Source organism: Syntrophorhabdales bacterium (assembly GCA_035541455.1).
In the GTDB taxonomy this organism is placed as follows: Bacteria; Desulfobacterota; Syntrophorhabdia; order Syntrophorhabdales; family WCHB1-27; genus JADGQN01.
Genome location: DATKNH010000065.1, coordinates 1 through 21628, shown reverse-complemented (window position 1 = coordinate 21628; position 21628 = coordinate 1). Strand labels below are relative to the sequence as shown.

Annotated in this window: 22 protein-coding genes and 1 tRNA gene; 8 read left to right on the top strand and 15 right to left on the bottom strand. The window is 53.2% G+C overall.

Annotation, left to right across the window (positions count from 1 at the left end):
* The first annotated feature begins 96 nt into the window (after positions 1 to 96).
* Positions 97 to 282, top strand: a complete 186-nt coding sequence (locus VMT71_06760; GenBank protein ID HVN23653.1) for a hypothetical protein — start codon at positions 97 to 99, stop codon at positions 280 to 282.
* Here VMT71_06760 and VMT71_06755 read toward each other — a convergent pair.
* A complete protein-coding gene (locus VMT71_06755; GenBank protein HVN23652.1) occupies positions 272 to 1918 on the bottom strand; it encodes a DUF748 domain-containing protein in 1647 nt (548 codons plus the stop codon). The two genes, VMT71_06760 and VMT71_06755, sit on opposite strands and share 11 nt — an antisense overlap.
* 199 nt (positions 1919 to 2117) lie before the next feature.
* Here VMT71_06755 and VMT71_06750 point away from each other — a divergent pair, with 199 nt between their 5' ends.
* Positions 2118 to 3296 (top strand): MFS transporter, encoded by a 1179-nt coding sequence (locus VMT71_06750; protein ID HVN23651.1) that lies wholly within the window; start codon positions 2118 to 2120, stop codon positions 3294 to 3296.
* Between the two features lie 65 nt (positions 3297 to 3361).
* Here the strand turns inward: VMT71_06750 and VMT71_06745 are convergent, their stop codons facing one another.
* The 6 genes from VMT71_06745 to hemE all read right to left on the bottom strand — a co-directional run bounded on the left by VMT71_06745 (position 3362) and on the right by hemE (position 9164).
* A complete protein-coding gene (locus VMT71_06745) occupies positions 3362 to 4588 on the bottom strand; it encodes an MFS transporter (protein ID HVN23650.1) in 1227 nt (408 codons plus the stop codon).
* Positions 4581 to 5225, bottom strand: coding sequence for an SGNH/GDSL hydrolase family protein (locus VMT71_06740; GenBank protein HVN23649.1), 645 nt, complete (start codon positions 5223 to 5225; stop codon positions 4581 to 4583). Before VMT71_06740 ends, VMT71_06745 begins: the two co-directional genes overlap by 8 nt.
* Before the next feature lie 166 nt (positions 5226 to 5391).
* Entirely contained in the window at positions 5392 to 5724 is a 333-nt protein-coding gene (locus tag VMT71_06735) for a DUF3147 family protein (GenBank protein HVN23648.1), read from the bottom strand.
* 39 nt (positions 5725 to 5763) lie between these two features.
* Positions 5764 to 7176 (bottom strand): protoporphyrinogen oxidase, encoded by a 1413-nt coding sequence (gene hemG, locus VMT71_06730; GenBank protein HVN23647.1) that lies wholly within the window; start codon positions 7174 to 7176, stop codon positions 5764 to 5766.
* Between the two features lie 66 nt (positions 7177 to 7242).
* A complete protein-coding gene (gene hemH, locus VMT71_06725) occupies positions 7243 to 8133 on the bottom strand; it encodes a ferrochelatase (GenBank protein ID HVN23646.1) in 891 nt (296 codons plus the stop codon).
* On the bottom strand, positions 8130 to 9164 hold the full coding sequence (gene hemE, locus VMT71_06720; protein HVN23645.1) for a uroporphyrinogen decarboxylase: 1035 nt from the start codon (positions 9162 to 9164) through the stop codon (positions 8130 to 8132). The genes hemH and hemE overlap by 4 nt, the downstream gene beginning before the upstream one ends.
* Before the next feature lie 247 nt (positions 9165 to 9411).
* Here hemE and VMT71_06715 point away from each other — a divergent pair, with 247 nt between their 5' ends.
* Together VMT71_06715 and VMT71_06710 are read left to right on the top strand one after the other, a co-directional pair.
* A complete protein-coding gene (locus VMT71_06715) occupies positions 9412 to 10554 on the top strand; it encodes a sodium ion-translocating decarboxylase subunit beta (GenBank protein HVN23644.1) in 1143 nt (380 codons plus the stop codon).
* A gap of 16 nt (positions 10555 to 10570) precedes the next feature.
* The gene (locus VMT71_06710; GenBank protein ID HVN23643.1) at positions 10571 to 11077 is read left to right on the top strand and encodes a hypothetical protein; all 507 of its coding nucleotides are present in this window, start codon (positions 10571 to 10573) and stop codon (positions 11075 to 11077) included.
* Positions 11078 to 11397: 320 nt separating this feature from the next.
* Here VMT71_06710 and VMT71_06705 read toward each other — a convergent pair whose 3' ends face one another.
* From VMT71_06705 to VMT71_06695, 3 genes are all read right to left on the bottom strand, one after another.
* Complete coding sequence (locus VMT71_06705) at positions 11398 to 11796, bottom strand: hypothetical protein (GenBank protein ID HVN23642.1); 399 nt, start codon at positions 11794 to 11796, stop codon at positions 11398 to 11400.
* A 110-nt stretch (positions 11797 to 11906) separates the two neighbouring features.
* A complete protein-coding gene (locus tag VMT71_06700) occupies positions 11907 to 12359 on the bottom strand; it encodes a BON domain-containing protein (protein ID HVN23641.1) in 453 nt (150 codons plus the stop codon).
* A 129-nt stretch (positions 12360 to 12488) separates the two neighbouring features.
* Positions 12489 to 12572, bottom strand: a tRNA-Leu gene (locus tag VMT71_06695).
* A gap of 48 nt (positions 12573 to 12620) precedes the next feature.
* Between VMT71_06695 and VMT71_06690 the strand changes: the two genes are divergently transcribed.
* Positions 12621 to 13550 (top strand): bifunctional riboflavin kinase/FAD synthetase, encoded by a 930-nt coding sequence (locus VMT71_06690; GenBank protein HVN23640.1) that lies wholly within the window; start codon positions 12621 to 12623, stop codon positions 13548 to 13550.
* Between the two features lie 26 nt (positions 13551 to 13576).
* Here the strand turns inward: VMT71_06690 and VMT71_06685 are convergent, their stop codons facing one another.
* The 4 genes from VMT71_06685 to pyrR all read right to left on the bottom strand — a co-directional run bounded on the left by VMT71_06685 (position 13577) and on the right by pyrR (position 17047).
* Positions 13577 to 14047, bottom strand: a complete 471-nt coding sequence (locus VMT71_06685; protein HVN23639.1) for a hypothetical protein — start codon at positions 14045 to 14047, stop codon at positions 13577 to 13579.
* A gap of 266 nt (positions 14048 to 14313) precedes the next feature.
* A complete protein-coding gene (locus tag VMT71_06680) occupies positions 14314 to 15597 on the bottom strand; it encodes a dihydroorotase (protein ID HVN23638.1) in 1284 nt (427 codons plus the stop codon).
* Positions 15594 to 16517: an aspartate carbamoyltransferase catalytic subunit gene (locus tag VMT71_06675; protein ID HVN23637.1), complete on the bottom strand. Its 924-nt coding sequence runs from the start codon at positions 16515 to 16517 to the stop codon at positions 15594 to 15596. Before VMT71_06675 ends, VMT71_06680 begins: the two co-directional genes overlap by 4 nt.
* Positions 16514 to 17047: a bifunctional pyr operon transcriptional regulator/uracil phosphoribosyltransferase PyrR gene (pyrR, locus tag VMT71_06670; GenBank protein HVN23636.1), complete on the bottom strand. Its 534-nt coding sequence runs from the start codon at positions 17045 to 17047 to the stop codon at positions 16514 to 16516. Before pyrR ends, VMT71_06675 begins: the two co-directional genes overlap by 4 nt.
* 409 nt (positions 17048 to 17456) lie before the next feature.
* Here pyrR and secD point away from each other — a divergent pair, with 409 nt between their 5' ends.
* The 3 genes from secD (at position 17457) to VMT71_06655 (ending at position 21138) form a co-directional block, all read left to right on the top strand.
* A complete protein-coding gene (gene secD / locus VMT71_06665) occupies positions 17457 to 19052 on the top strand; it encodes a protein translocase subunit SecD (GenBank protein HVN23635.1) in 1596 nt (531 codons plus the stop codon).
* A complete protein-coding gene (gene secF / locus VMT71_06660; GenBank protein ID HVN23634.1) occupies positions 19052 to 19960 on the top strand; it encodes a protein translocase subunit SecF in 909 nt (302 codons plus the stop codon). Before secD ends, secF begins: the two co-directional genes overlap by 1 nt.
* A gap of 173 nt (positions 19961 to 20133) precedes the next feature.
* On the top strand, positions 20134 to 21138 hold the full coding sequence (locus VMT71_06655; protein ID HVN23633.1) for a tripartite tricarboxylate transporter substrate binding protein: 1005 nt from the start codon (positions 20134 to 20136) through the stop codon (positions 21136 to 21138).
* A gap of 85 nt (positions 21139 to 21223) precedes the next feature.
* On the opposite strand, the gene VMT71_06650 is transcribed toward VMT71_06655, so the two are convergent.
* Positions 21224 to 21628: aminoacyl--tRNA ligase-related protein (locus VMT71_06650; GenBank protein HVN23632.1), on the bottom strand; the 405-nt coding region annotated here is incomplete at its 5' end.

Sequence of the window (21628 nt, the reverse complement as noted above, 5' to 3'; positions counted from 1 at the left end):
TAATTTCTTAGAGGCAGAAAGTTTCTTGTATAATAAGCATGGGATTCGCTGCGATGCAAGACCTTTAGTGCCAGGAACAAAAGAGATCGAACCGAAATGGACAAGAAGCGAATCGATTGCCGCAAGTGCAAGCACTTTGAAGTAACGTGGGACAAAAGTTTTCCCTACGGCTGCAAACTCATGGGTTTCAAAACGCCCTTTCTTCCCTCTCTGGAAGTCCACAGGGCCTCAGGCATGGCCTGTCTCAGGTTTGAGGCGAAGAACAAGCCCTCTACTTGCTGAAGAGCTTTCGCAAACTTTTGGAAGTTTCTTTGAGGCTCTCCCCTAGATTCTTCAGTCCCCTCTGCTCTGTTTCGATCAATTTTTGCCCGGCACTGATTGCCCCGAGGCCTAATTTGTCGGCAAGTTGAACAGCAAACCGGGTCATTAAGGTCTCGCGCAGGCTGAATTTGGGATCATCGATACTGCCGTTTACCACGAAGTCGAGTGCAATTTGGTTATTGTTGGCTTTCAGGAATTCAACCACAACGCCCCTGGGTATAGCCATGAACTTCTCCCCGGCGCTGTTGCTTGGTGCGAATCGGAGATTCTTCAGAACTACCTTTGCGGGTGAGTCAAGATTTCTGTGATCGATGCGGAGGTTGAGATCAAGATCGATTGTCCCCTGCGTGACATTGACGTCACCCGCCTTCAATATGTACGGCTTGACTGTCGTTATGTCAAGACCGTGCAGGGAGACAGTTGAGGCAGTGTCCAATGACTTGAGCTTTGTCTTGCCGGATGCCCGAAGCACTCCTGTGCTCTCTTTTCCGGGGATGCTCACTGAACATTCGTACGTGGTAAATGTGTCCTGCGGAGGGCTGGCAAACTGATCCGCATTGAGGGATACGTCGGTGAGGCGCAGGGGATAGGGCGGCGTGCTGACCTTGCCGTCAAGGATAAGCACTTCTCCCTGGCTGATCTTGAGGCCCTTGACGTTCACCTGCGTCGGCTGCGATGCCGGTTCAGGTTTGGTTTTGCCGACCGGCTCTCCGGGTGCGGGGCCTGTTTCAACCTGCAGAACGTTGGATAAAGGATTGATGAGCTTCCCTTCCTTGTTCGTCTGGGCGCGCACATAGAGCTTCTGAAGATTGACCTCGGAGACTTCGACAAGCTTTGCATCTTTTCCCTGAGACGATGCGTGAAAAGTCACTTTTTCCATGCGCGCCTGCGGTCCGCTTCCCGGGAGGTTGGCGATTGCCAGGTTGTTTGCTTCAACAGCGACATTAAAACCCATCCGCATCAAGTCGATACTGCCGTCAATCGCCACAGAACCTGAAATCAATTTTCCGCTGAGAGTCATGCCGAGCTTGACCTTGGAGACGTCGTCAGTAAGAGGAATGTGAAGATTGTCGAACCTCGCATTGATACGGGAAGCTTCTATCTCGTTCAACTCTTTCAATCTGTGGTCTATGAGAAGAAGCTTTCCGTTCGTTATGTCAATCTGTTTCACGTCAATTGCAAAGGCGCTGCTCGCCGGCCGGGTTCCTGCATCGGCCCTCTTGCGTGCTGTGGCTTCTTCTTGCGGGAACGACGGGAGGAGAAAGGTGCCGTCCTTGTCTATCTCGAGCTCAATCACGGGCTCTTCAATTGTGAGAACAGAGATGCCAATCCTCTTTCTGAAAACGGTCAGGAGGTCGGGTTTGAGTCCGAGCTTCTTTACTGCCGCTATAATCTTGCCGTCTCTGAGCACCTGCACTTCGCGTGCTTCTACACGGCCCCAGGAGAGGCCGATTTCAGCAACCTTAACGTTGTCGCCGAGAGACTTTTCGAACTGGCCCTTGAGGATTTTGTTTCCCACCCTGACGAGGGTGACGAGGGCTCCTGCAATGACAATCAGGATCACTACTGCAACGATGAGTTTGTTACGCGAGACCATGATGGCAGAATAAACATAGCGGCATTAGGACCAAAGGTCAAGAATAACGACTTGCGAATCGCAACCGCATCCTGCCGATTAAGCCTTGACAAAGCATTCGCAAACTCCTTAAGGTAAGAGCCACGATTATGAGAGAACCCCGTCTGCTGTTGCGACTCATTGAAGCCGGCTTCTTCTGGAATGTATCCCCGGAGGGAGTGTGAAGCTTCGCTCTTTGGGTATATTGGTTTTTGCACATGCTGCATGCGACCTGAATCAGGGGGCTATACCTGCGCTTCTCCCTTTTTTTATTGTGCAGCATCACATAGGGTATGCCGCTGCTGCAACTATTGTGTTTGCGACGAATCTCGTCTCTACAGCCTCGCAGCCGATCTACGGGTACATTGCAGATCGCCGTTCTCTGCCGTGGCTCATACCGGTGGCTCTTCTCTGTGCGGGAATCGGAGTCTCCCTCACCGGTGTCGTGCCCAGTTTCGAGATGGGTGTTGTCGTCGTCGGGTTAAGCGGCCTTGGCGTTGCTGCTTTTCATCCCGAAGGAGCACGGCTCATAAGCTACGTCGCTGGGGATAAGAAAGCGACCGCAATGAGCATTTTTGCGATTGGTGGCCAATTGGGGTATGCCATCGGCCCTCTGATAGCCACCGCTATCTTGCTTCTGCTCGGATTGAAGGGCAGCCTGCTTCTGTTTGTGATCCCTGCCACGGCAGCCGGATTGATGGTGATAAATCTACCCGGGATTACGGCAGGCATTGGGAGCAGGGGTGGTCGATCGCGTCATCAGGCAGTGAGTGAAGGGCGTGATGCGTGGGCGCCCTTCGCCTGCCTCTCAGTCGCGCTGCTTTTTCGCTCCATAATCTTTTACGGACTGAATACGTTCACCCCTCTTTTTTGGATCGACGTACTTCACCAGTCGCGAGCGATGGGGAGCACTGCGTTGTCCGTACTCATGATTTCAAGCATAGGAGGAAATCTTGTGGGGGGAAGGACGGCCGATCGTTTCGGCTACCGCGCGGTCGCTGTCACCGGCTACATTGGTCAAATGATCTTTCTTCCCCTGTTAGCCCTTGCTCAAAGCCCGACTCAGGCAATGATGCTGTTGGTGCCGATCGGCCTTGCATCCTCTGCGCCGACGGGACCGATGGTGGTATTGGGACAGGGCTATTTGCCGAATCGGGTAGGGTTAGCTTCCGGCGTGACTCTCGGCCTTGCGTTTTCGTTCGGGGGAATCATGATGCCTGTGCTGGGGTCTGTTGCCGATCACTATGGGCTTCACACTGCGATTTGGATTGTGGCCTTACTGCCGATACTCTGCGCAGGCCTCACGGCAACTCTGCCCGGGATAGAGCGCGCAACGCTCAAGCCCAAGACGCAAGGCTAGGTGAGACTCGGGCGGCAGAGCGTCAACGTAAGGTATGGTGAGGTAAGCGTCGAAGTGCATCGTTACTAGACGTGAACGAGTCGCACCTTGGACAGGAAGAACGCGAGGACGCATGAAACAGCGATGCAGGCGACTCCCAGAAGTTCCAGTGCAAAAGGCGCACTGCTTTGCTCGGCTATAGCCCCGAAGAGCAGGCTTCCCGTCGGCCCGATTCCGTTCGCTATCTCCCTTAGACTCATAACGCGGCCCCGCATGGCATCGGAGACGTGACTCTGGATGAGTGCCGTGTTTATTGTCATGAAGGAAGTGATCATGCCCCCGACCACGAGCAGAAGCAGGAGAGACAGAGGCGGCCACAGGGAGAGGGCAAAGAAAAGGAGCGCAACACCCAGCAGAGCATTCGTGGCGAGTAGAAGCGAACCGTTCACGCGGTGAAAGGGCATTGCCGCCAAAGCGACGAGGCTTACCAACGCGCCCAATCCCGGTGCAGCCTGGAGGAATCCATAACCGGAGGCACCGATCTTGAGGATGTCACGGGCAAAGATGGGAAGGAAGTTGTTTGAAGTGTTCTGTGTGATCCAGGGAATCAGGTAAAGGGGAATCAGACTCAGGAGGAGCGCATCCCTGCGCACATATCTCAGGCCGTCGATCACGTTGCGAAATCCTCTCCTGCTGGCGACCGGCGGTTGAAGGTCTGTTTTCACCAGTATCAACCAGCAAATTGCCAGAAGGGTGCCTACAGCACGTGCACCGAAAACAGGCACCACGCCAAAGCCGGCTATGAGATAGCCTGCAATAGGCGTGGCGATAAAACGGGATGCTTGAACCGACGCGCTGTCCAGTGAGATAGCGTTGAGAAGATGCTCCCTTGTGACAAGGTTGGGAACCATCGACTGTCGTGCGGGATGATTGAAACTCGTTGCTACCCCGCTGAGCAATGAAAGAATTATGATGTGCCAGACTGCCACGACACCCGTCTTGACGAGGATCGCGAGCACGACGGAGAGGGAGGCGGCGAAGAGCAAAGCGCCTATGAGCAGACGGCGGCGGTCCATCCTGTCGGCTACCATGCCGCCGAGAACAGGAAAGAAGATCATGGGGATGTAACGGCAGGAGCCGACTATAGTAAGCATCAACGGGGAGTGCGTGAGATCGTTGACCAGCCACAGGAGGGCAGCCAATTCCATCCATTCCCCCAGGTGTTCGGTAACCGAACCGAGCCAGACGAGGCGATAGTCACGATAGCCCAGAGAGACGAAGGTCCGATACCACAAGGATCCAGAATCAGACACTGCGTTTTTCCCGAAGGATCGAGAGCGCGGTCTTCTTTACTACCACGGCCAGCATGCGGTGGGCTTTGGTATCGAGATGCACGCCGTCGATGGTGCTGGCTTTGACGTACCTCGAGGCGTCGAGAAAGTGGCACCCGGATGAATTCGCTATGATCTTATATGCCTGTGGGAGAGCCTTCATGGTCTTCTCACCACCTTTGTAAAAGAGATCCATCATCCTGGACATTTTACCGAGCAAAGGAGGAGCTACGAGGAGAATCTCCGGAGCTTTGCCGCTTGGTCCTGCCTGACTCTTTTCTATGATCCAGATGAGCCCCAGGCATCCGCCCGCTATGTCGGAGGCGGTGAGGCGATAATAGGGGGCCACATCATTTGTGCCGAGCATCAAGATGCAAAGGTCCACAGGGGCATGCGACTCGAGTAACGGCGCCAGCATCCGGAGGCCGTTTCTGTCCGGTAGGAGCGGACTTTCGACCATTGTCGTCCTGCCGCTCAGCGCTTCTTCGATGACGTGGAAGCCGCTGCCCAGCTCCTTTTGCAACACGCCGGGCCAGCGCTGATCAAAAGCGTAGCGAGTTCCGTCTCGCGGATCATACCCCCAAGTGAGCGAATCTCCGTAGCACAGTATTGTCTTCATTGCACTCTCCTGATGTACTATCTTCGTTTGACGTCCATTTTAGACCGTCGCACGTTCTGCGACTAGGACGACCGCTTCGCTGGGACGCATCAGAAAATAAACGGAAAAGTGGTATGTTAACGTTTGCATCTTCCATCTTCCCAGCGAAGCGGTCTTGATCTACGGTTCACTTCAGAATCCATTGGTGAACGATTGCGGCACAAAGCCAGACTCCAAAGCTCGCAGCAAGAACAACGCACAGGGAAAGATTTTTCTTGAAACAAAAGAACGCGACCAGATAGAAGAGGATACTGGGAAGAATCCCCCAAAGCGCCCCTTTGGTGAAGCTCTGCATGATGCGCGGGTTCCCGTCATTTTCCAGATACATCCAGATGAGTACGAGAGCGCCTGCAAGAGGCATAACACCGATGAGGCCCGCGGTCGACGGCAGTTTCTTTCCGACAGCGGTGGCAGCAAGGATGATTGCGACGCTTAACACTGCTTTAATCAGAATCTGCATCTCACTTTATCGTTCGTTTCTATTCAACCACTCAACCACTCAACGTCTGTTTGCAATTTCCGAGGCAGCATCGAAGCCACTTCTCACGCAATCGCCTATGCCGATGCCCCGGTAACTGCAGCCGATCAGGTGCAGACCCTGGTGGCGCGCCTTGAGTTCGTCAATCTTTGCGAGCCTCTCGAGATGGCCGACCGTGTACTTGGGCATTCCTTTGATCCACCGGCATACTTTTGAGAAAACAGGCTTCGCATCGATTCCGGCGATGCTTCGAAGCTCATCGAGAATAATGTTGACCAGCTTCGCATCGTCCACAAAGACAAGCTCCTCGTGGTGACCGCCGCCCACAAACGAACGGATCAGCAGATGATCATCAGGGGAGCGATACGACCACTTTATGGAGCTCCATGTCGTCGCGTTGATGCGCCTGTTCTCGACCTTTGGCACGATAAAGCCAAAACCTGGAAGCTTCACATTAATATCTGTTTTTTTGAACGCAATAGATATCGTGGCGGTCGAAGACCATTCCATCCCCGTGAGGCGCTCTGAAAGTGCCTGATCCATGTCGCGCACCAGTTCCGATGTCGTATAGGCTGGAGTTGTAAGCACGACGTGATCGAAGATCTCAGGCTTCGCGTCGGAAGGTGCCCCCTGGTCCGGGTTGCCATCCAGCAGGAGGCGATAGCCCTTGTCAGTCTTCAGCACTTTGCTGATCTGGGAACGCGTTCGTATTCGCTCTTTTCCGATAATGGCGATGCACGTGTCTGTGAGCTGCTGCATGCCCCCCTTCAAGCTCATGAAATAGGTCATTCTTCTCTTTGACGGGTCAACCGGCGGCACCTTCTTGAGGGCTGCTAGCATGCCTTTGATGAGGCTGCCGTAGTTCTTCTCCATCTCGACGAAACGGGGAAATATAGCAAGGATGCTCATGTTGTCGGGATTGGAGGTGTGAATGCCTGCCACAAGCGGCTCCGCGATCTTTTCCAGGCATTCCCTTCCCAGACGCCGTGTCACGAACTGGGCGAGACTTTCATCGGCAGCATCTTGTTTTGCAGGCAGGAAGAACTCGAGCCCCATGCGGATTTTTCCTGGCCAGGAGATGAGGCTTGACCTTAGGAGAGGCATTATCATGGTGGGAACCATGAGCATTACCCCTTCAGGAAGGCGATGAAGACGACCGCCTGAATAGATGTAGGTGCCCTTAAACTCATCGTTGCTGCAAAGGAGTTCTTCTTCCAACCCCACCTTTCTTACCAGATCGACGGTCCAGTACTTCTCCGGGAGGAAACTGTCAGGACCTCCTTCCACAAGAAAATCGCTAACCTTTTCCGTGACCAGTTTGCCGCCGGGCGAGGCCTCCTTCTCAAAGATCGTAAAATCAATGCCTTTCTCTTTGAGAGAGACTGCGCACGCGCAGGCTGAAATGCCGCTCCCGACAATAGCGACCCGTTTCACGATGGGCTCCTCTTCTGGCGGAAAGGCATAGTACGGGGTTTCTCCTCAGACTCTCTGGCACATGCATCATGCCGCTTTCTGCAGCGCCTGTAAGAGAATCTTCTTCGTTACTTCTATAAAGGGTGGATCAGTGTTGAGACAGGCTACGCGACGGTGGCTGAGACCCTTTGCGGCAGCATATTTCTTATGTACGACATCGATGTCGTACAAAGTTTCCACGTGTTCTGTAACAAAGCCGATGGGTACCTGCACCACGACGCGAAATTTTTCCTCCGCCACCTTATCAAGAACGGTCTCAACGGTCGGTCCTATCCACGGCTCGGTCGTACCTGCGGGTATGCTTTGCCAGCCAAGTCCGTAATGAGAAAGGCGAAGTTCGTCAACAACCTTATGGACCGTTTGCTCGATCTGGCGTTTGTAGGGTTCATCCGCAAGAGCAGTTGGTAGACTATGGGCGGAAAAGAGGTAAAAAGCGTCCGGGACCAAGGATTCTTCTATTCTTGAAATCCAGCACCGGACAAAGCCTGGCTCGTTATACCAGCTATGAATGAAAACTACCCCGGGATGATACTGTATGCTATCGAGGTGGCGTTTGGCTGTAGCAATATATTCTCCCGCTGTCCTGCTTGTGTAAAAAGGGGTCATGACAAAAAAAAAGATGCGATCGATACCCTGGCTCTTGCACTGATCGATGCGTTCTTCGATGGAAGGATAGGAATACTTGAAGGCCGGTCTGATGCCCAATTCTCCGCCCATTGTTTTTTCAAGTAGCCTCGCGTGCTCTTCAGCTATGGCAGGAAGGGGAGAGCAGCCGCCTATAAGCCGGTAACGCTCGACGATCTGCTGTTCGACTGCGGGAGGCAGCTTACGACCCGTGAGCCTCTGGATGAATCCCGGTACGTCGTCTATCGAGCGCGGCCCTCCGAAGCTGACGAGCAGCACGGCGCTCTTCTTCACCTACGCTTGCTCCCGGCGTGCACTGCTTCCACGAGAAGGGCGACATTGTCAACAGGGGTGCCAGGGTAAATCCCGTGTCCAAGATTGAATATGTGGCCACTCCGATTTCCGGCTCGTTTCAGGACATCCCTTGTAGCTTCCACCATATGTTCCTTGGGGCCGAAAAGCAAGGCAGGATCAAGATTGCCCTGGATGGCCTTTTTCTGGCCCACCTGTTTCCATGCGTCGTCAAGTGGTGTGCGCCAATCCACGCTGGTGACGTCCGCGCCGGCTGCACCGATAAGCTTGAGCATGTGTCCTGCACCCAGGGCGAAATGAATATTGGGTGCCTTCGTGTCGAGGGAAGCAAAGAGTCGCTTCATATGGGGCAGGATAAACGCCTTATAATCGGTCGTCGAGAGGCACCCCACCCAGCTGTCGAATACCTGCACAGCCTGCGCTCCATGCCTGATCTGGGCGTTGAGGTAGGCAATGACCATGCTGGTCAGCTTTTCCATGAGAAGGTTGAAAGCCGCGGGCTCGGCATAGATCATTCTTTTTGTTTCGATGTAGTTACGGGATCCGCTGCCTTCAATCGCATAACTGGCGAGCGTGAAGGGTGCTCCGGCAAATCCGATAAGCGGGACTGTCCCGTTGAGCTCGCTGCGCGCCATCTCCAGGGCCTTGAGCACATAGCCAAGGTCTTTCTCCGGGTCCAACTCCCCCATCCGGTCAACATCTCTGCCTGTTCTGAGGGGGTTTCGGAGCAATGGCCCTCCGCCATCGGTGAATTCCAGACCGATTCCCATGCATTCAAGGGGGAGGAGAATGTCTGAAAAAATTATCGCAGCATCCAGTTCAAAGCGTCGGACCGGCTGCAACGTGATTTCAACGGCAAGTTCCGGTCTTTTGCACATTTCCAGGAAGCTGTGAAATTGTCTAACCTCTCGATATTCCTGAAGATATCTCCCTGCCTGCCTCATAAGCCAGATTGGAGTCCGGTCCACATCTTGTCCTCGGCATGCCTTCAAGAACCGATTTCGTCGAGACATGTTTTCTCCTTGTGTGCTCAGAAGGTTTCTAAAGTATAGCGGAAAATCTTCTGCATGGGTACAATAAAGTTAATTTCGTTGACATAGCTCGACGTAATATATTATACCGTTTAGTGCGCACGTGAAATTTTTCATAAAACCATGTTAGGGGTAAGCTGGGGTCCGGGGCGTTGGACGGATTGCGGGTGTTCTGTTCGTTCCGGCTCGGTGAGCCTTTGAGAATACACACTTTCATAAGGAGGTCGTGATGAGTTGGAACGAGATTTGGGACTTGCTTGTCGGTACGCTCCAGACCACAGGTTTTCCAACGATGACATGGCAGCATGTCGTGATGTGGGCAATAGGGTGCTTTTTTCTCTATATGGCTATCGTCAAAGACTTTGAGCCCCTACTGCTGTTGCCCATTGGTTTTGGCATATTCCTGGTGAATTTTCCGAATACCCCTCTATTCGGCTATCAGGAGGGTCATCCCCAGCTGCTCCAGTTCTTCTACAAATACGGCATCTTGTGGGAGGTAATTCCTTGTCTCATCTTCTTGGGGCTTGGAGCGATGACGGATTTTGAGCCGATGATTTCGAACCCGAAGATGCTTCTCATAGGTGCGGGGGCACAGCTTGGCGTTTTCGTGACATTCACCGGCACCATTCTCTGCGGCTTCAGCATAAAAGAGGCTGCGTCGGTCGGTATTATTGGTGGTGCTGATGGCCCGACCACTATCTACCTTACGGCAAAGCTGGCCCCTCATCTGCTTGCTGCAAATACCCTTGCCGCTTATTCGTACATGTCAATGGTTCCTATCATCCAGGCTCCTATCATGCGAGCCATGACAAGCGATAAAGAGCGGCTCATAAAGATGAAGGTCACCAGAAAAGTTTCGCGAACAGAGATAGTGCTTTTTCCGCTCATCTGCGGTGGCATCATTGCTCTGCTTGTGCCGGCCGTCATGCCCCTTATGGGCATGCTGATGTTCGGTAACCTGATGAGGGTTACCGGTGTTGTGAAGCGCCTCGTGAACACCGCGGCTAACCCGCTGATGGACATCGTGACTATCTTCCTGGGTTTGAGTGTAGGCGCCTCGATGCAGGGCCATGTGTTCCTCACCTATAAGCCTCTGCTTGTGTTCGGTCTCGGACTCCTCGACTTTGTGGTCTGCACGGCAGGCGGTATCCTGACCGTGAAAGTGATGAACATGATCGTGAAAGAAAAGATCAATCCTCTCATCGGGAACTCAGGGGTTTCAGCCCTCCCGATGTCGCCGAGGCTCTCACAGGTTATCGGACAGCAGTATGACAAAAAGAACTACCTGCTCATGCACGCCATGGCCGCGTGTCTTGCCGGTTCCATCGGCTCACCGGCTGCTGCAGGCATGCTCATATCGATGTTTGAGTGATGGGGAGGTGCGAGCTATGAAAACTCTACTATATGCGATAGCTTTGATGGTTTTGGCTGGATTAGCCTTCTCGCCTGTTACCTCCTACGCATTCGGTGGCGGGCAGCCCCCCTGGACTGCACCCGTCATGCCCGGCGCCAAATTGACGAGCAGCGAAGGTACTTCCGCCTACTACGAAATCGACAAGCCCTACGAAGCTGTACTCGCCTGGTACCAGGATGCGCTCAAGGACTACAAGGACCCGAATTATGCGCATGTGAACTGGGCAAAGTTCCGCGATTGGAAGGACCAGATGTACATAGAGGATCAGGGTGCCGCGCCCTGGCATTCCATAGGCATCCAGAAGGGCGGAGGAGGCAAGACGGTTATTAAGATCGTCAGAGATAACTTCACCTGGATCTTCAGCACGCTCCTCATCCGGTTCGCAGGTGTCTTTATGGTCCTTATTATCCTGTGGCTCCTGCTCAATCTCAACGGCATACTTATGAAAAAGTACTTCCCGGAAAAAGGAGCTAAGGCGTAGATGTAACCGGGGACGAGAATCCCACCAGAGCTTGAAACTGAAAGAGCCCCTTCCCCGAGCGGAAGGGGCTCTTTAATTGCGATGCAATAGATTCCCACGGGCAAGCCCGCGGTACTCACATCACGTGCTCTCGCGAACAGCGAATCTATTCACCCACGCTTGAAAGCATGGTCCTTTGCTACTCGGCGCCGCCTGTAAGGAATCTATCTAGCGAGCACGGCCGACCCTGGGTACCCCGCAGCCGCGAAGCGGCTGGAGGGTGGAGGAGAGGCTACATGCGGCTTTGCCGCTGGGGGGCGACGCGAGCCACAGGATATGGATCAGAACTCGGGGTTCACGGGTGGTGGGCTATCCTCAGGCCTAATGTTATCGAACTCGCCTCTTGCCCTGCGCCTCGACCTGTCGATTCTGATGATGCCCATGTAGAGTAAGATGAGCGTTGCGGCGAGAAAGAAACGGAAGGGTATCCGCTTCGGGACGAGTCTTGAAAACTTGATTTTCTCCTCCGTCTTGCCGGGAGTGATAGGTGACGGGCTTTCGTCGCCACCGGGCTGCTCCTTCTTTATTGCTATGCCCGCCTTGTACACGTAATCGACAATGCCTTTATCCTTTGAAGAGCCCGACAGGAAGGGAAGTACAATCAACGGAATGCAAACAGCGATGAAAATGAGCAGTATGCCCATCTTCTTTTCGCGCTTGACGCGCTCCTCCCGCTTCATGCGTTCCGATGAGTCCATGGAGCGTATAGTATACCATCTCTGTATACGAAAACATAGAGCGTACGGCTACACCGCGTTCGATTTCTCGTGTTCTCGTAGACTCAGGAGGCCTATTCTTTGAGCCGCAGCTGGTTCTGCACATCCTTGACGCCGAGTGCTGATGCAGCTACATCCTCAGCAAGTCTCTTCATCTGGCGGTCGGCCACAGAACCCTTCAGGATCACCTCTCCGGCGCACACCTCGACTTCGATGTCACTCGCATCGACGTGCCCGTTTTCCATCAGACGCTCTGACACATCCTCGAGAATACGTGCATCTGAGCGGGCGTAGCCTTTCGGCCCGACACCTGCATACGGTCCGGGTCTCGTCTCGCCATAGAGATCCTTCTGTTCATCACCCGAAAAGGTCCAATAACCCCCGCCGAAGTGCTGTTCCTCCGGCTGGACTGCGTTACTGGTCTGAACGTGCCTGTAAGAAGGATAGTCTTCAGAATAACTCGCCACATTCTCTCCTCCGAAATGTTGCTGCCTGCGTCGACTGCGGAGATAGCTCAAACCTCGCATGGTATCCTCCTTATGCAGTAGTCTTCGATCTAAGATATTAGTAATACCTGTTTTTCCGCAGTGCAAGGCTGGAGGGGGGAGCTACTACACGTGGAGTGGGGAAAAATGCTATAGTATCTGTTACTTAAATGCCGAAGGCGGGACTTGAACCCGCACAGGCTATCGCCTACTAGACCCTGAACCTAGCGCGTCTGCCACTTCCGCCACTTCGGCATTACACTGTAGGTTATAGAGAAACGGTCTTTCTGTCAAGAGGTGAGTATGCAGCTCTTTGAAACGCTCGACATTACGTTGAAGTCCCCGAACCCTGTGCTGACTATAGGGAATTATGACGGCGTGCACATCGGCCATAGAACGATCATCGAAATCACCAAAGGCAAGGCTCGCGAGATCAACGGAACGCCGATGCTCATGACCTTTTACCCACATCCTCTCCACGTCCTCAGGCCGGATAAGGAACTTCCCTGCATTACACCTCCAGCAGAAAAGAAGAGGTTGATTGAAGAGGCCGGCATAGAAGTTCTCGTGATTGTCCCTTTTACCGAGGAATTCAGCCAGATCACGCCGGAAGTATATGTGAAAGAGATCCTCATCGGCAAGCTGGGCATAAAGGGTCTTGTGGTCGGGTATGACTTCAAGTTCGGTAAAGGAGGGCGCGGTGATATAGAGGGAATGAAAAAGTACGCGGACGCCTACGGCTTTTTTCTGGAGGTGGTGAGCCCGGTGACCATAGGCGGCGAAAAGGTGGGGAGCAACAAGATCAGGAAACTTTTGCAAAGCGGAGAAATAGAAAAGGCCAGTCAGCTCCTCGGCCGACCCTATATGCTTCACGGAAACGTTGTTCACGGAGAGAGCAGGGGACGGGCCCTTGGTTTTCCCACCATCAATTTAAGAACAGACTTTGATCTTATCCCGCCAAATGGGGTGTATGTGAGCGAAGTAGCCCTGGATGGAAAACTGTTCCACTCCGTGACCAATATTGGCTACAACCCGACGTTCGGCGGGCGACAGCGCACAATAGAGACCTTCTTATTGGATTATGAAGGTGATCTCTACGGCAACGATGTACGTCTTTTCTTTCGCATGAAACTGAGAGAAGAGGTCCGTTTCGAGAACGCTGAGGAACTGCGAAAGCAAATAGGGCGGGACGTGACCGCGGCGCGAGACTACTTTGTCAGACGCGGGGTGTGACGAACAAGGTTGTCTATAGGTTCCGTTTAGCCTTGACCTGTCAGTGACAGGCCGTTGAATTCCACCTCGCCATCACTCGAAAAGACAGCCCAACATCTATATGTGTCTGAATAGAGTATTCCGAATCCCGCAGACCATTCGACAAAGCCTGTACCATCTGCTATGGACAGCAAGAGAAGACCTAGAAATCGCAATAGCGTCGGTCCGTCGAGAAGGCTAAAGCAGTTATTGCCTATAAAATGAACCTTTTCACCCACGGAACAGGTTCCATCCCCGAGGCTGACGGTTCCGTCGTCATGGATTATTATCTCGACTCCGTACCCGCCAGTTATTGTGATCCCGGAAGTATCCACCGTAACACTCCCTCTGCCTTGCTCAACCGCCTTGAGGACTGAAAAGAGCTCTTCCAGGTGCAGCGCGCCCCATTGCTTGTACTGCAGCGTTTCTTGTGTTGATTTATTTCGTGATGAACGCCACGCTGACAAATCATAAACCATGGTACGGCCTCCTCGTCTCTAGCGTCTACCTAAGTATATCGGTCGAAGCAGCACGGACTTAATTAGTTCATGCAAAGAAGAACAAAGTTCATGAAGGGGCCGAATAAGAGCATAGACAAGACAGACAAGGGCAAACGCCGCATAGTAATTCGCATTCAAGCCGTAGACCGAGGCGGCAGCGAGGAGATTACCGGAGGCGTACTATAGTACGTCGAGGAAAAGCGACATAGCGACAACGAAGGTATGCACTTGAAGGCGAATTACTATCAGAAAGAGGGGTCGCGATAGACGACCTTCCCATCCACTATAGTGAGCAGATTCTTGCCCCTCAGCTTCCGCCCGTGGAAGGGTGTATTCTTTCCTTTTGATGCGAACAGACTTTTGTCGACGACCCATTCTGCGTTGGGATCGAAGACGATCAGATCAGCATTTGAACCTTCGTGTAGAGTTCCGTAAGGCAACATGAGAAGGCGCGCTGGATTCTGGGTAAACTTCCTCAACAGTTCTTTGAGTGAGAGAACACTTTCGTGCACCAGCGAAAGAGAAAGGGCAAAGCCTGTCTCCAGCCCTACAATACCGAAGGAGGCGAGATTGAATTCTACATCTTTAGAGGGATAATCGTGCGGGGCGTGGTCGGTAGCGATAATATCTATAGAGCCGTCCTTTAACCCCTCTTTGACAGCAGTTACGTCGTCGCGGGACCGGAGCGGCGGGTTCACCTTGGTGTTGGTATCGTACGTAAGCGTGTCTTCATCGGAAAGCGTGAAGTAGTGAGGACAGGTGTCTGCGGTCAACTTGCCGTACCTTGTCTTTTCGTCTCGCACGATCCTTACAGTGCCGCCCGACGAGGCATGGGTGATGTGGATCGGTGCATCTACATATTTGGCGAGCATGATATCCCGAAGGGCGATTATCTCCTCTGCGAGGGCAGGTGTCGCGTCCAGCCCGGAAATAAGTGAGGCCCGTCCCTCATGAACAACCCCATGCGCCAGGCTCTCGTCCTCGCAATGAGAGACTATGGGTAACCCGAAACGCTTGGCGTACTCCATCGCCTTGAGGAGGAGCCCTGCGTTCTTGACCGTCTTGCCGTCGTCAGAGAGCGCCACTACGCCTGCTTCAAACATCTCCCCGATCTGAGAAAGCTCATCTCCTTTCAAGCCTCTAGTGATCGCTCCGCAGGGAAAGACGCGACAGAGCGCCTCTGCCTGGGCACGCCTCTTGATAAACTCTGAGACGCTTCGGTTGTCGTTCACAGGGTCTGTATTGGCCATACAGACGACCGTGGTAAAGCCGCCCCGAACTGCTGCTTCGCTGCCCGTCCGGATCGTCTCCTTGTATTCGTAGCCGGGCTCTCTCAGGTGCACATGCATGTCTATCAGGCCTGGCGCCACGACCAAGCCGGTTGCGTCTATGGTGTGGCTCTCCTCAACCGCACCTGCAATGTGGCTCGCGATCTTCTCTACGAGGCTTCCGTTGACGAGGATATCAACCTTTTCGTCGCGTTCACTCGCCGGATCAATGAGGCGGCCGTTCTTGATGAGGGTTTTCAACTCTCGCCCCCGAGGAGAAGGAAAAGAATAGCCATTCTGACAGCCACTCCGTTTTCTACCTGGTCGAGTATGACCGAATATGGGCCATCTGCCACCGCATCGCTGATTTCAATGCCCCGGTTCATGGGGCCCGGGTGCATAATGATCACATCCTCCTTTGCGCGTTCAATGTGCTCTTGCTTCAGACAGTAAAGCATTGCGTATTCTTTAACAGAGGGTATGACAGAAACGCCCCCCCGCTCCTTCTGGATGCGAAGCATCATAATGACATCCTTGTCAGCAAGTGCCTTATCGAGTCTGTACTCGACGTTCACTCCCAGGTCTTCGAGAAAAGGCGGAAGCATAGTGGGCGGGCCGCAGCAGGTAACATCCATATCAAATTTCTTCATCGCAAAAATATTCGACCGGGCCACCCGGCTGTGGGCTATGTCGCCGACAATGGCTACCTTGAGCCCGTCCAGGGTTCCTTTCTTTTCCCGCATGGTGAAAAAATCAAGGAGGGCCTGCGTGGGATGTTCGTGAGCTCCGTCGCCACCGTTTATAATGCTTGACGAGAGAGTCTGCGCAAGGATGTGGGGTGCGCCCGGCATGCTGTGCCTGATGACAATCACATCAGGCCTCATGGATTCGAGGTTCTTGCCCGTGTCCTTCAGCGTTTCGCCCTTGACGGCGCTGCTCGTCGTTCCGGAGATGGAGATCGTGTCTGCGCTCAGGCGCTTGGCCGCTATCTCAAAGGAGACCCGCGTCCTTGTGCTCGGTTCGTAGAACGCAGTAATGACTGTTTTCCCTCGGAGAGTCGGGACCTTTTTGATATCGCGGCGTGATATTTCTTTGAAAGACTCAGCCGTATCGAGGATGAGAAGGATTTCTTCCCTCGAAAGTTCTCTGATACCCAGCAGATCTTTGTATGGCCAGCTCATGCGGCTTGCGTTAGTATTACCTCGTCCACACCGTCTATCTCATGGAGCTTCACAAAAATTTCCTGGTCAGGCGTCGCAGGGTAAAATATGCCCCGGTAGTCCGGATGTATGGGCATCTCCCGAGAGCCCCTGTCGACAAGTACAGCAAGCTGTATCCTCTTGGGGCGCCCCAGGTCCATGATTGCATCTATTGCTGCCCTGGTTGTCCTTCCTGTGTGCATCACATCGTCCACGAGCACGAGCGTGATGTTGTTTACGTCAAATGGAATTTCCGTCTTTTTTACTTCCGGGGTTTTGAGTTTGAAGACATCGTCACGGTACATGGTGATGTCAAGTACACCGACCGGAACCTCTTTGTTTTCGATAGCGCGTATCTGCTCCTGAATCCTTTTGGCGAGAAAGATCCCTCTAGTCCTGATGCCGACGAGGCTCAAGTTTCCCGAACCGCTGTTTTTTTCCAGAATCTGGTGCGTGATCCTCAGGATGCTCCGTTCTATCGCCTTTTCGTCCAGCAGGGCTTTTGGTTCCATCAGTTATCCATCGAAATAGCTTTTTGCGGGCATGTATCGATACAGGCCGTGCACTCGATGCACTCCTGCGGATTCAGTACCGCAACCAGCCCTTCAAGATCACCGAAGACATCGTAGGGACAGATATCGATACATTCGCCGCAATTTTCGCACAGATCTTGTGAGATGGCTGGTCGCATCGGTGTAAGCATAATGGGTTTGTGGAAAAAAATCAATTTTAAATTGCACGCCTGTGGTTGCTGGTAGACCCGCGTTGGGCGGCAGGAGTTAAATTTGCCGCACGTGCGACCCGGCGCGAGCCCCTGACACAGGCATTTTTGAGAATTTACTTGACAATTAGGCGCGATGATTATAATTTCTTACGTTTTTGCGCGCTTTATCCGCGTGACATCGTTTATTGAGGGAACAGGTGCTCAAGTCGCTCAAATTTAGAGCCATTCTCGTTTTGGTGTTTCTCGTCATCTTCGCAGTGTTTCTCCTGCCCAATTTCGTTGAGTTGAAAGGGGCGTGGAAGCGCTACCTTCCCAGCGATAAGATACGCTTGGGCCTTGATCTCAAGGGCGGCATGCACCTGCTTCTGGCCATGGACACGAGCAAGATGATGGAGAATCTGACTGACCGCAAGTTTAACGGGCTCAAAGATTCCATGATTCGTGACGGTGTGCGTTTTCTGAATCTTGAGAGAAGGGGCGACACAATTTCCATAGCAATAAAGGCAGACCAGAAGGACAAGCTCTACAACCTTTTGGGCAAGGAGTATCCTGATCTGAAAGTTGCCGGAAGCAGGACTGAAGGTGATGTGCTCACCGTCGATCTCAGTATGGTCGAAAAAGAGGTTGCGCAGCTGAAGGAAAATGCGGTCCGCCAGGCTTTAGAGACCATCCGCAACAGGATCGATCAGTTCGGTGTCTCAGAACCGATCATTGTGCAGCAAGGAGATGACAGAATTCTTGTCCAGCTTCCGGGAGTGAAGGACCCTGACCGGGCGTTGGAACTGATAGGCAGGACTGCGCAGCTTGAATTCAAGTTGGTAGACGAGGATAATGCTGCGAAGTACGAAGCTACAAAGGTAGTTCCCGAGGGCGACGAAGTATTGCCGATGAAAGCGCGGAACCGGGAAACAGGTGTCACCTCCACGTCTCAAATCCTGGTAAAGAAACAGAGCCTGCTGACGGGCGACCTACTCACCGATGCCAGGGTGAGGATCGGCGGAGAAGTAGCTGGTGAACCCTACGTCGCAATCGAGTTCAGCAGCGAAGGCTCCAGGCTCTTCGACCAGATAACCGGTGCAAACGTCGGCAAGAGGCTGGCCATCGTGCTCGACAACACCGTCTATTCAGCGCCCGTCATCAGGGAGCGTATATCAGGCGGGAAAGCATCCATCACCGGCAGTTTTACCATGGATGAAGCATCCGACCTTGCCATTGTGCTGCGGGCCGGCGCTCTGCCTGCGCCTGTGAAGGTCATACAGAATATCACCATAGGTCCGGCATTAGGCCAAGACTCGATCCGGCGGGGCGTATATGCAGCTATTCTTGGTGCTCTGCTCATTATTGTCTTCATGATTTTCTACTACAAGGCCTCTGGCGTCGTTGCTGATATCGCCCTCTTCATAAACATGATATACCTCCTCGGCGCTTTTGCCGCGCTGAGGGCAACGATGACGCTTCCCGGCATTGCCGGCATCATACTCACGATGGGAATAGGTGTCGATACCAACGTCCTCATATTCGAGAGGATACGGGAAGAGTTGCGGCTCGGCAAGACCGTGAGGGCTGCCATCGACGGCGGCTATTCAAAGGCATGGGTGACCATTTTTGATGCACATATCACCACGTTGATCACCACCTTCATTCTTTTCATGTTCGGCACCGGCCCGATCAAGGGTTTTGCCGTCACTCTGAGTATAGGTATCGTGATCAACCTTTTTACTGCGGTTTTCGGGTCCAAGGTTATCTTTGACTGGATCTTGCAGAAATATAAGCCGAGGAGTTTAAGTATCTGATGGCCTTCATCGAGATCGTCAAGAAGACGAACATAGATTTTATAGGGCTTAGAAATAAGGCGTTTATCCTTTCATTTGTCCTGGTCGGGCTTGGGCTTCTTGCGTTTGTGATGGTGCTTCTCGGCAAGGCAAACGAGTCAGTTGATTTTACCGGAGGCACGGCTCTGCAGGTCCGCTTCAGTGCCCAGGTACCCATACACGATCTGCGGGTGGCGCTGCTTCAGGGAGGCATCAACGACGTGCAGATCCAGGAAGTGACAGGCACCCGGGACTTCTTGATAAAGACGAAACTGTCGGACGTGGGCCAGGAAAAAGTGCAGGACAAGATCGGGAAGGTGCTTTCGGGCTCGTTCAAGGACAAGAAATTTGAGATTCTTTCCGCCAACATGGTTGGAGCGAGCGTGGGCAAGGAGCTGAAAAAGGACGCGGTCATCGCTATTGTTCTGGCCATGCTCTGCATTGTTGCCTATATCTGGTGGCGCTTCACATTTATATTCGGTGTTGCAGCCACCATAGCGACTTTTCATGATGTACTCGCAATGCTCGGCATTTTTTACCTGCTCCATCTCGAGATGAATATTCTCTTTATCACGGCGCTTTTGACTATAGCCGGTTACTCCCTCACCGATACGGTTGTTGTCTTCGACCGTATAAGGGAAAACATGGGCAAGATGCGATCGAGAGACGAGTTTGGCGGCGTGATCAACAGGAGCATCAACGAGGTGTTGAGCAGAACGCTGATCACATCTCTCACCGTGTTGCTCGTGCTTGCAGCGCTTCTCGTGCTCGGCGGCGAGGTGCTCTTCGATTTTTCTCTCGCTCTCTTCATCGGCGTTCTTGTAGGCACGTACTCATCGATCTTTGTAGCGAGCCCTCTCGTCTATATCTGGAGAAAAAGGGCGGCTTGATTCTTTAAGGCCCGCGTCTTCGTCGGCGCCTATCTCACTCACGGTCAATAAGTCTCCCGAGACAAGCATGCGCCAGGCCGGTCGTACGGCGGGCCGGTGTGCTCAAAGCGCTTGACAAACCGTGCGCAATGTTCGAACATCAGAATCGTGGCTCCAACAAACGGGGGAGTGTTATGAACGCAAAACGCATTGCCAGCCTAAAGCAAACAGGAGTCTCGCTACTCGTGTGTGTGGCTATGCTGCTCGTGGCCACTCAGGCGAAGTCCGAGTTTCCGGAGAAACCGATCACTATTATGGTTTCGTTTGACGCGGGCAGCACGACTGATATCCTTGCGCGGGCCGCCGGGATAGGCGCGGAGAAGTACCTGAATAGCCGCTTTGTTTATGAGAATAAAGGCGGCGGCGGCGGGACTGTGGCGCTGGGAGTGCTGTCGGCTGCCAGGCCTGATGGCTACACCATATGGGCCGGAAACAGCGATTCTTTCGTGTATACGCCTATGATGCAAAAAGTTCCCTTCAAGCCGCTCAAGAGCTTTACCCAGATACTGGGCTTCGCTGCGGCCCCGTACACTGCGTTGATCGTGAAGCCTGATGCGCCATGGAGAAACTTTCAGGAATTCGTAGACTACGCCAAGAAGAATCCACGCAAGATAAAGTACAGTTCCTCAGGTGTGGGAACCGGCATGCACCTCGCCATGGAATATATTGCCGCCAGGGATGGCATACAGTGGGTGCACGTGCCGTATAAATCGGCTGCCGCTGCGAGGATGGCGCTGATGGGCGGACATGTGGACGCGTGTTCTGCCGGGGCGGAGTTCGTCCCCTTTGGCAAGCAGGGAATGGTTAGAGTGCTGGCAACGCATGGAGACAAGAGGTCGCCTGCGTTCCCGGATGTTCCCACGTTGAAGGAACTGGGATACGATTTCGTGAAGGACACGATATTCTCGCTGGCGGGTCCGGCGCCGCTTCCGCCGGACGTGCTCAAAAAACTGGAGACGGGCTTTACCAGGGGCACTGAAACAGCCGAGTTCATTTCCGTGCGGGAAAAGCTTGACTGTCTGCCTGCCCACTATAACGCGGCAGCTTACGACAGGTATCTCAAGGACCTGTGGGTGCGCACAGAAAAGATGTTCAAAGATGCAGCGATAATAAAGGAGCCCGCCACTGAGCCCTACTAATGAAAACTGAAAGCGATGGACGACCGCACTGCGTGCTCGGACGATTACGAACATGTCAGCTGAAGTCGCACCGGATAAACGCTCTTTATGCCGGGGGGATTCGCGTCAGGCCGTACATGTACGGCCGGAGCGCCTCCGGCACACCGATTGAGCCATCAGCCTGCTGATAATTCTCCATCACAGCCATAACAGTTCTCCCGATGGCGAGACCAGATCCGTTCAAAGTGTGGACGAACTCGATCTTGCCTGCACTGGTCCGGTATCTGATTCTTGCACGCCGCGCCTGAAAGTCAGAGAAATTGCTGCACGAAGATATCTCCCGGTAAATATTCTGCCCGGGCAGCCAGACTTCTATATCGTAGGTTTTTGAAGAGGAAAACCCCAGGTCCCCTGTGCAAAGCGCTGAAACGCGGTAGTGGATATTCAATCTTCTCAGCACCTCTTCCGCATTCAGGAGAAGGCCTTCAAGCTCATCGTAGGAATTCTTTGG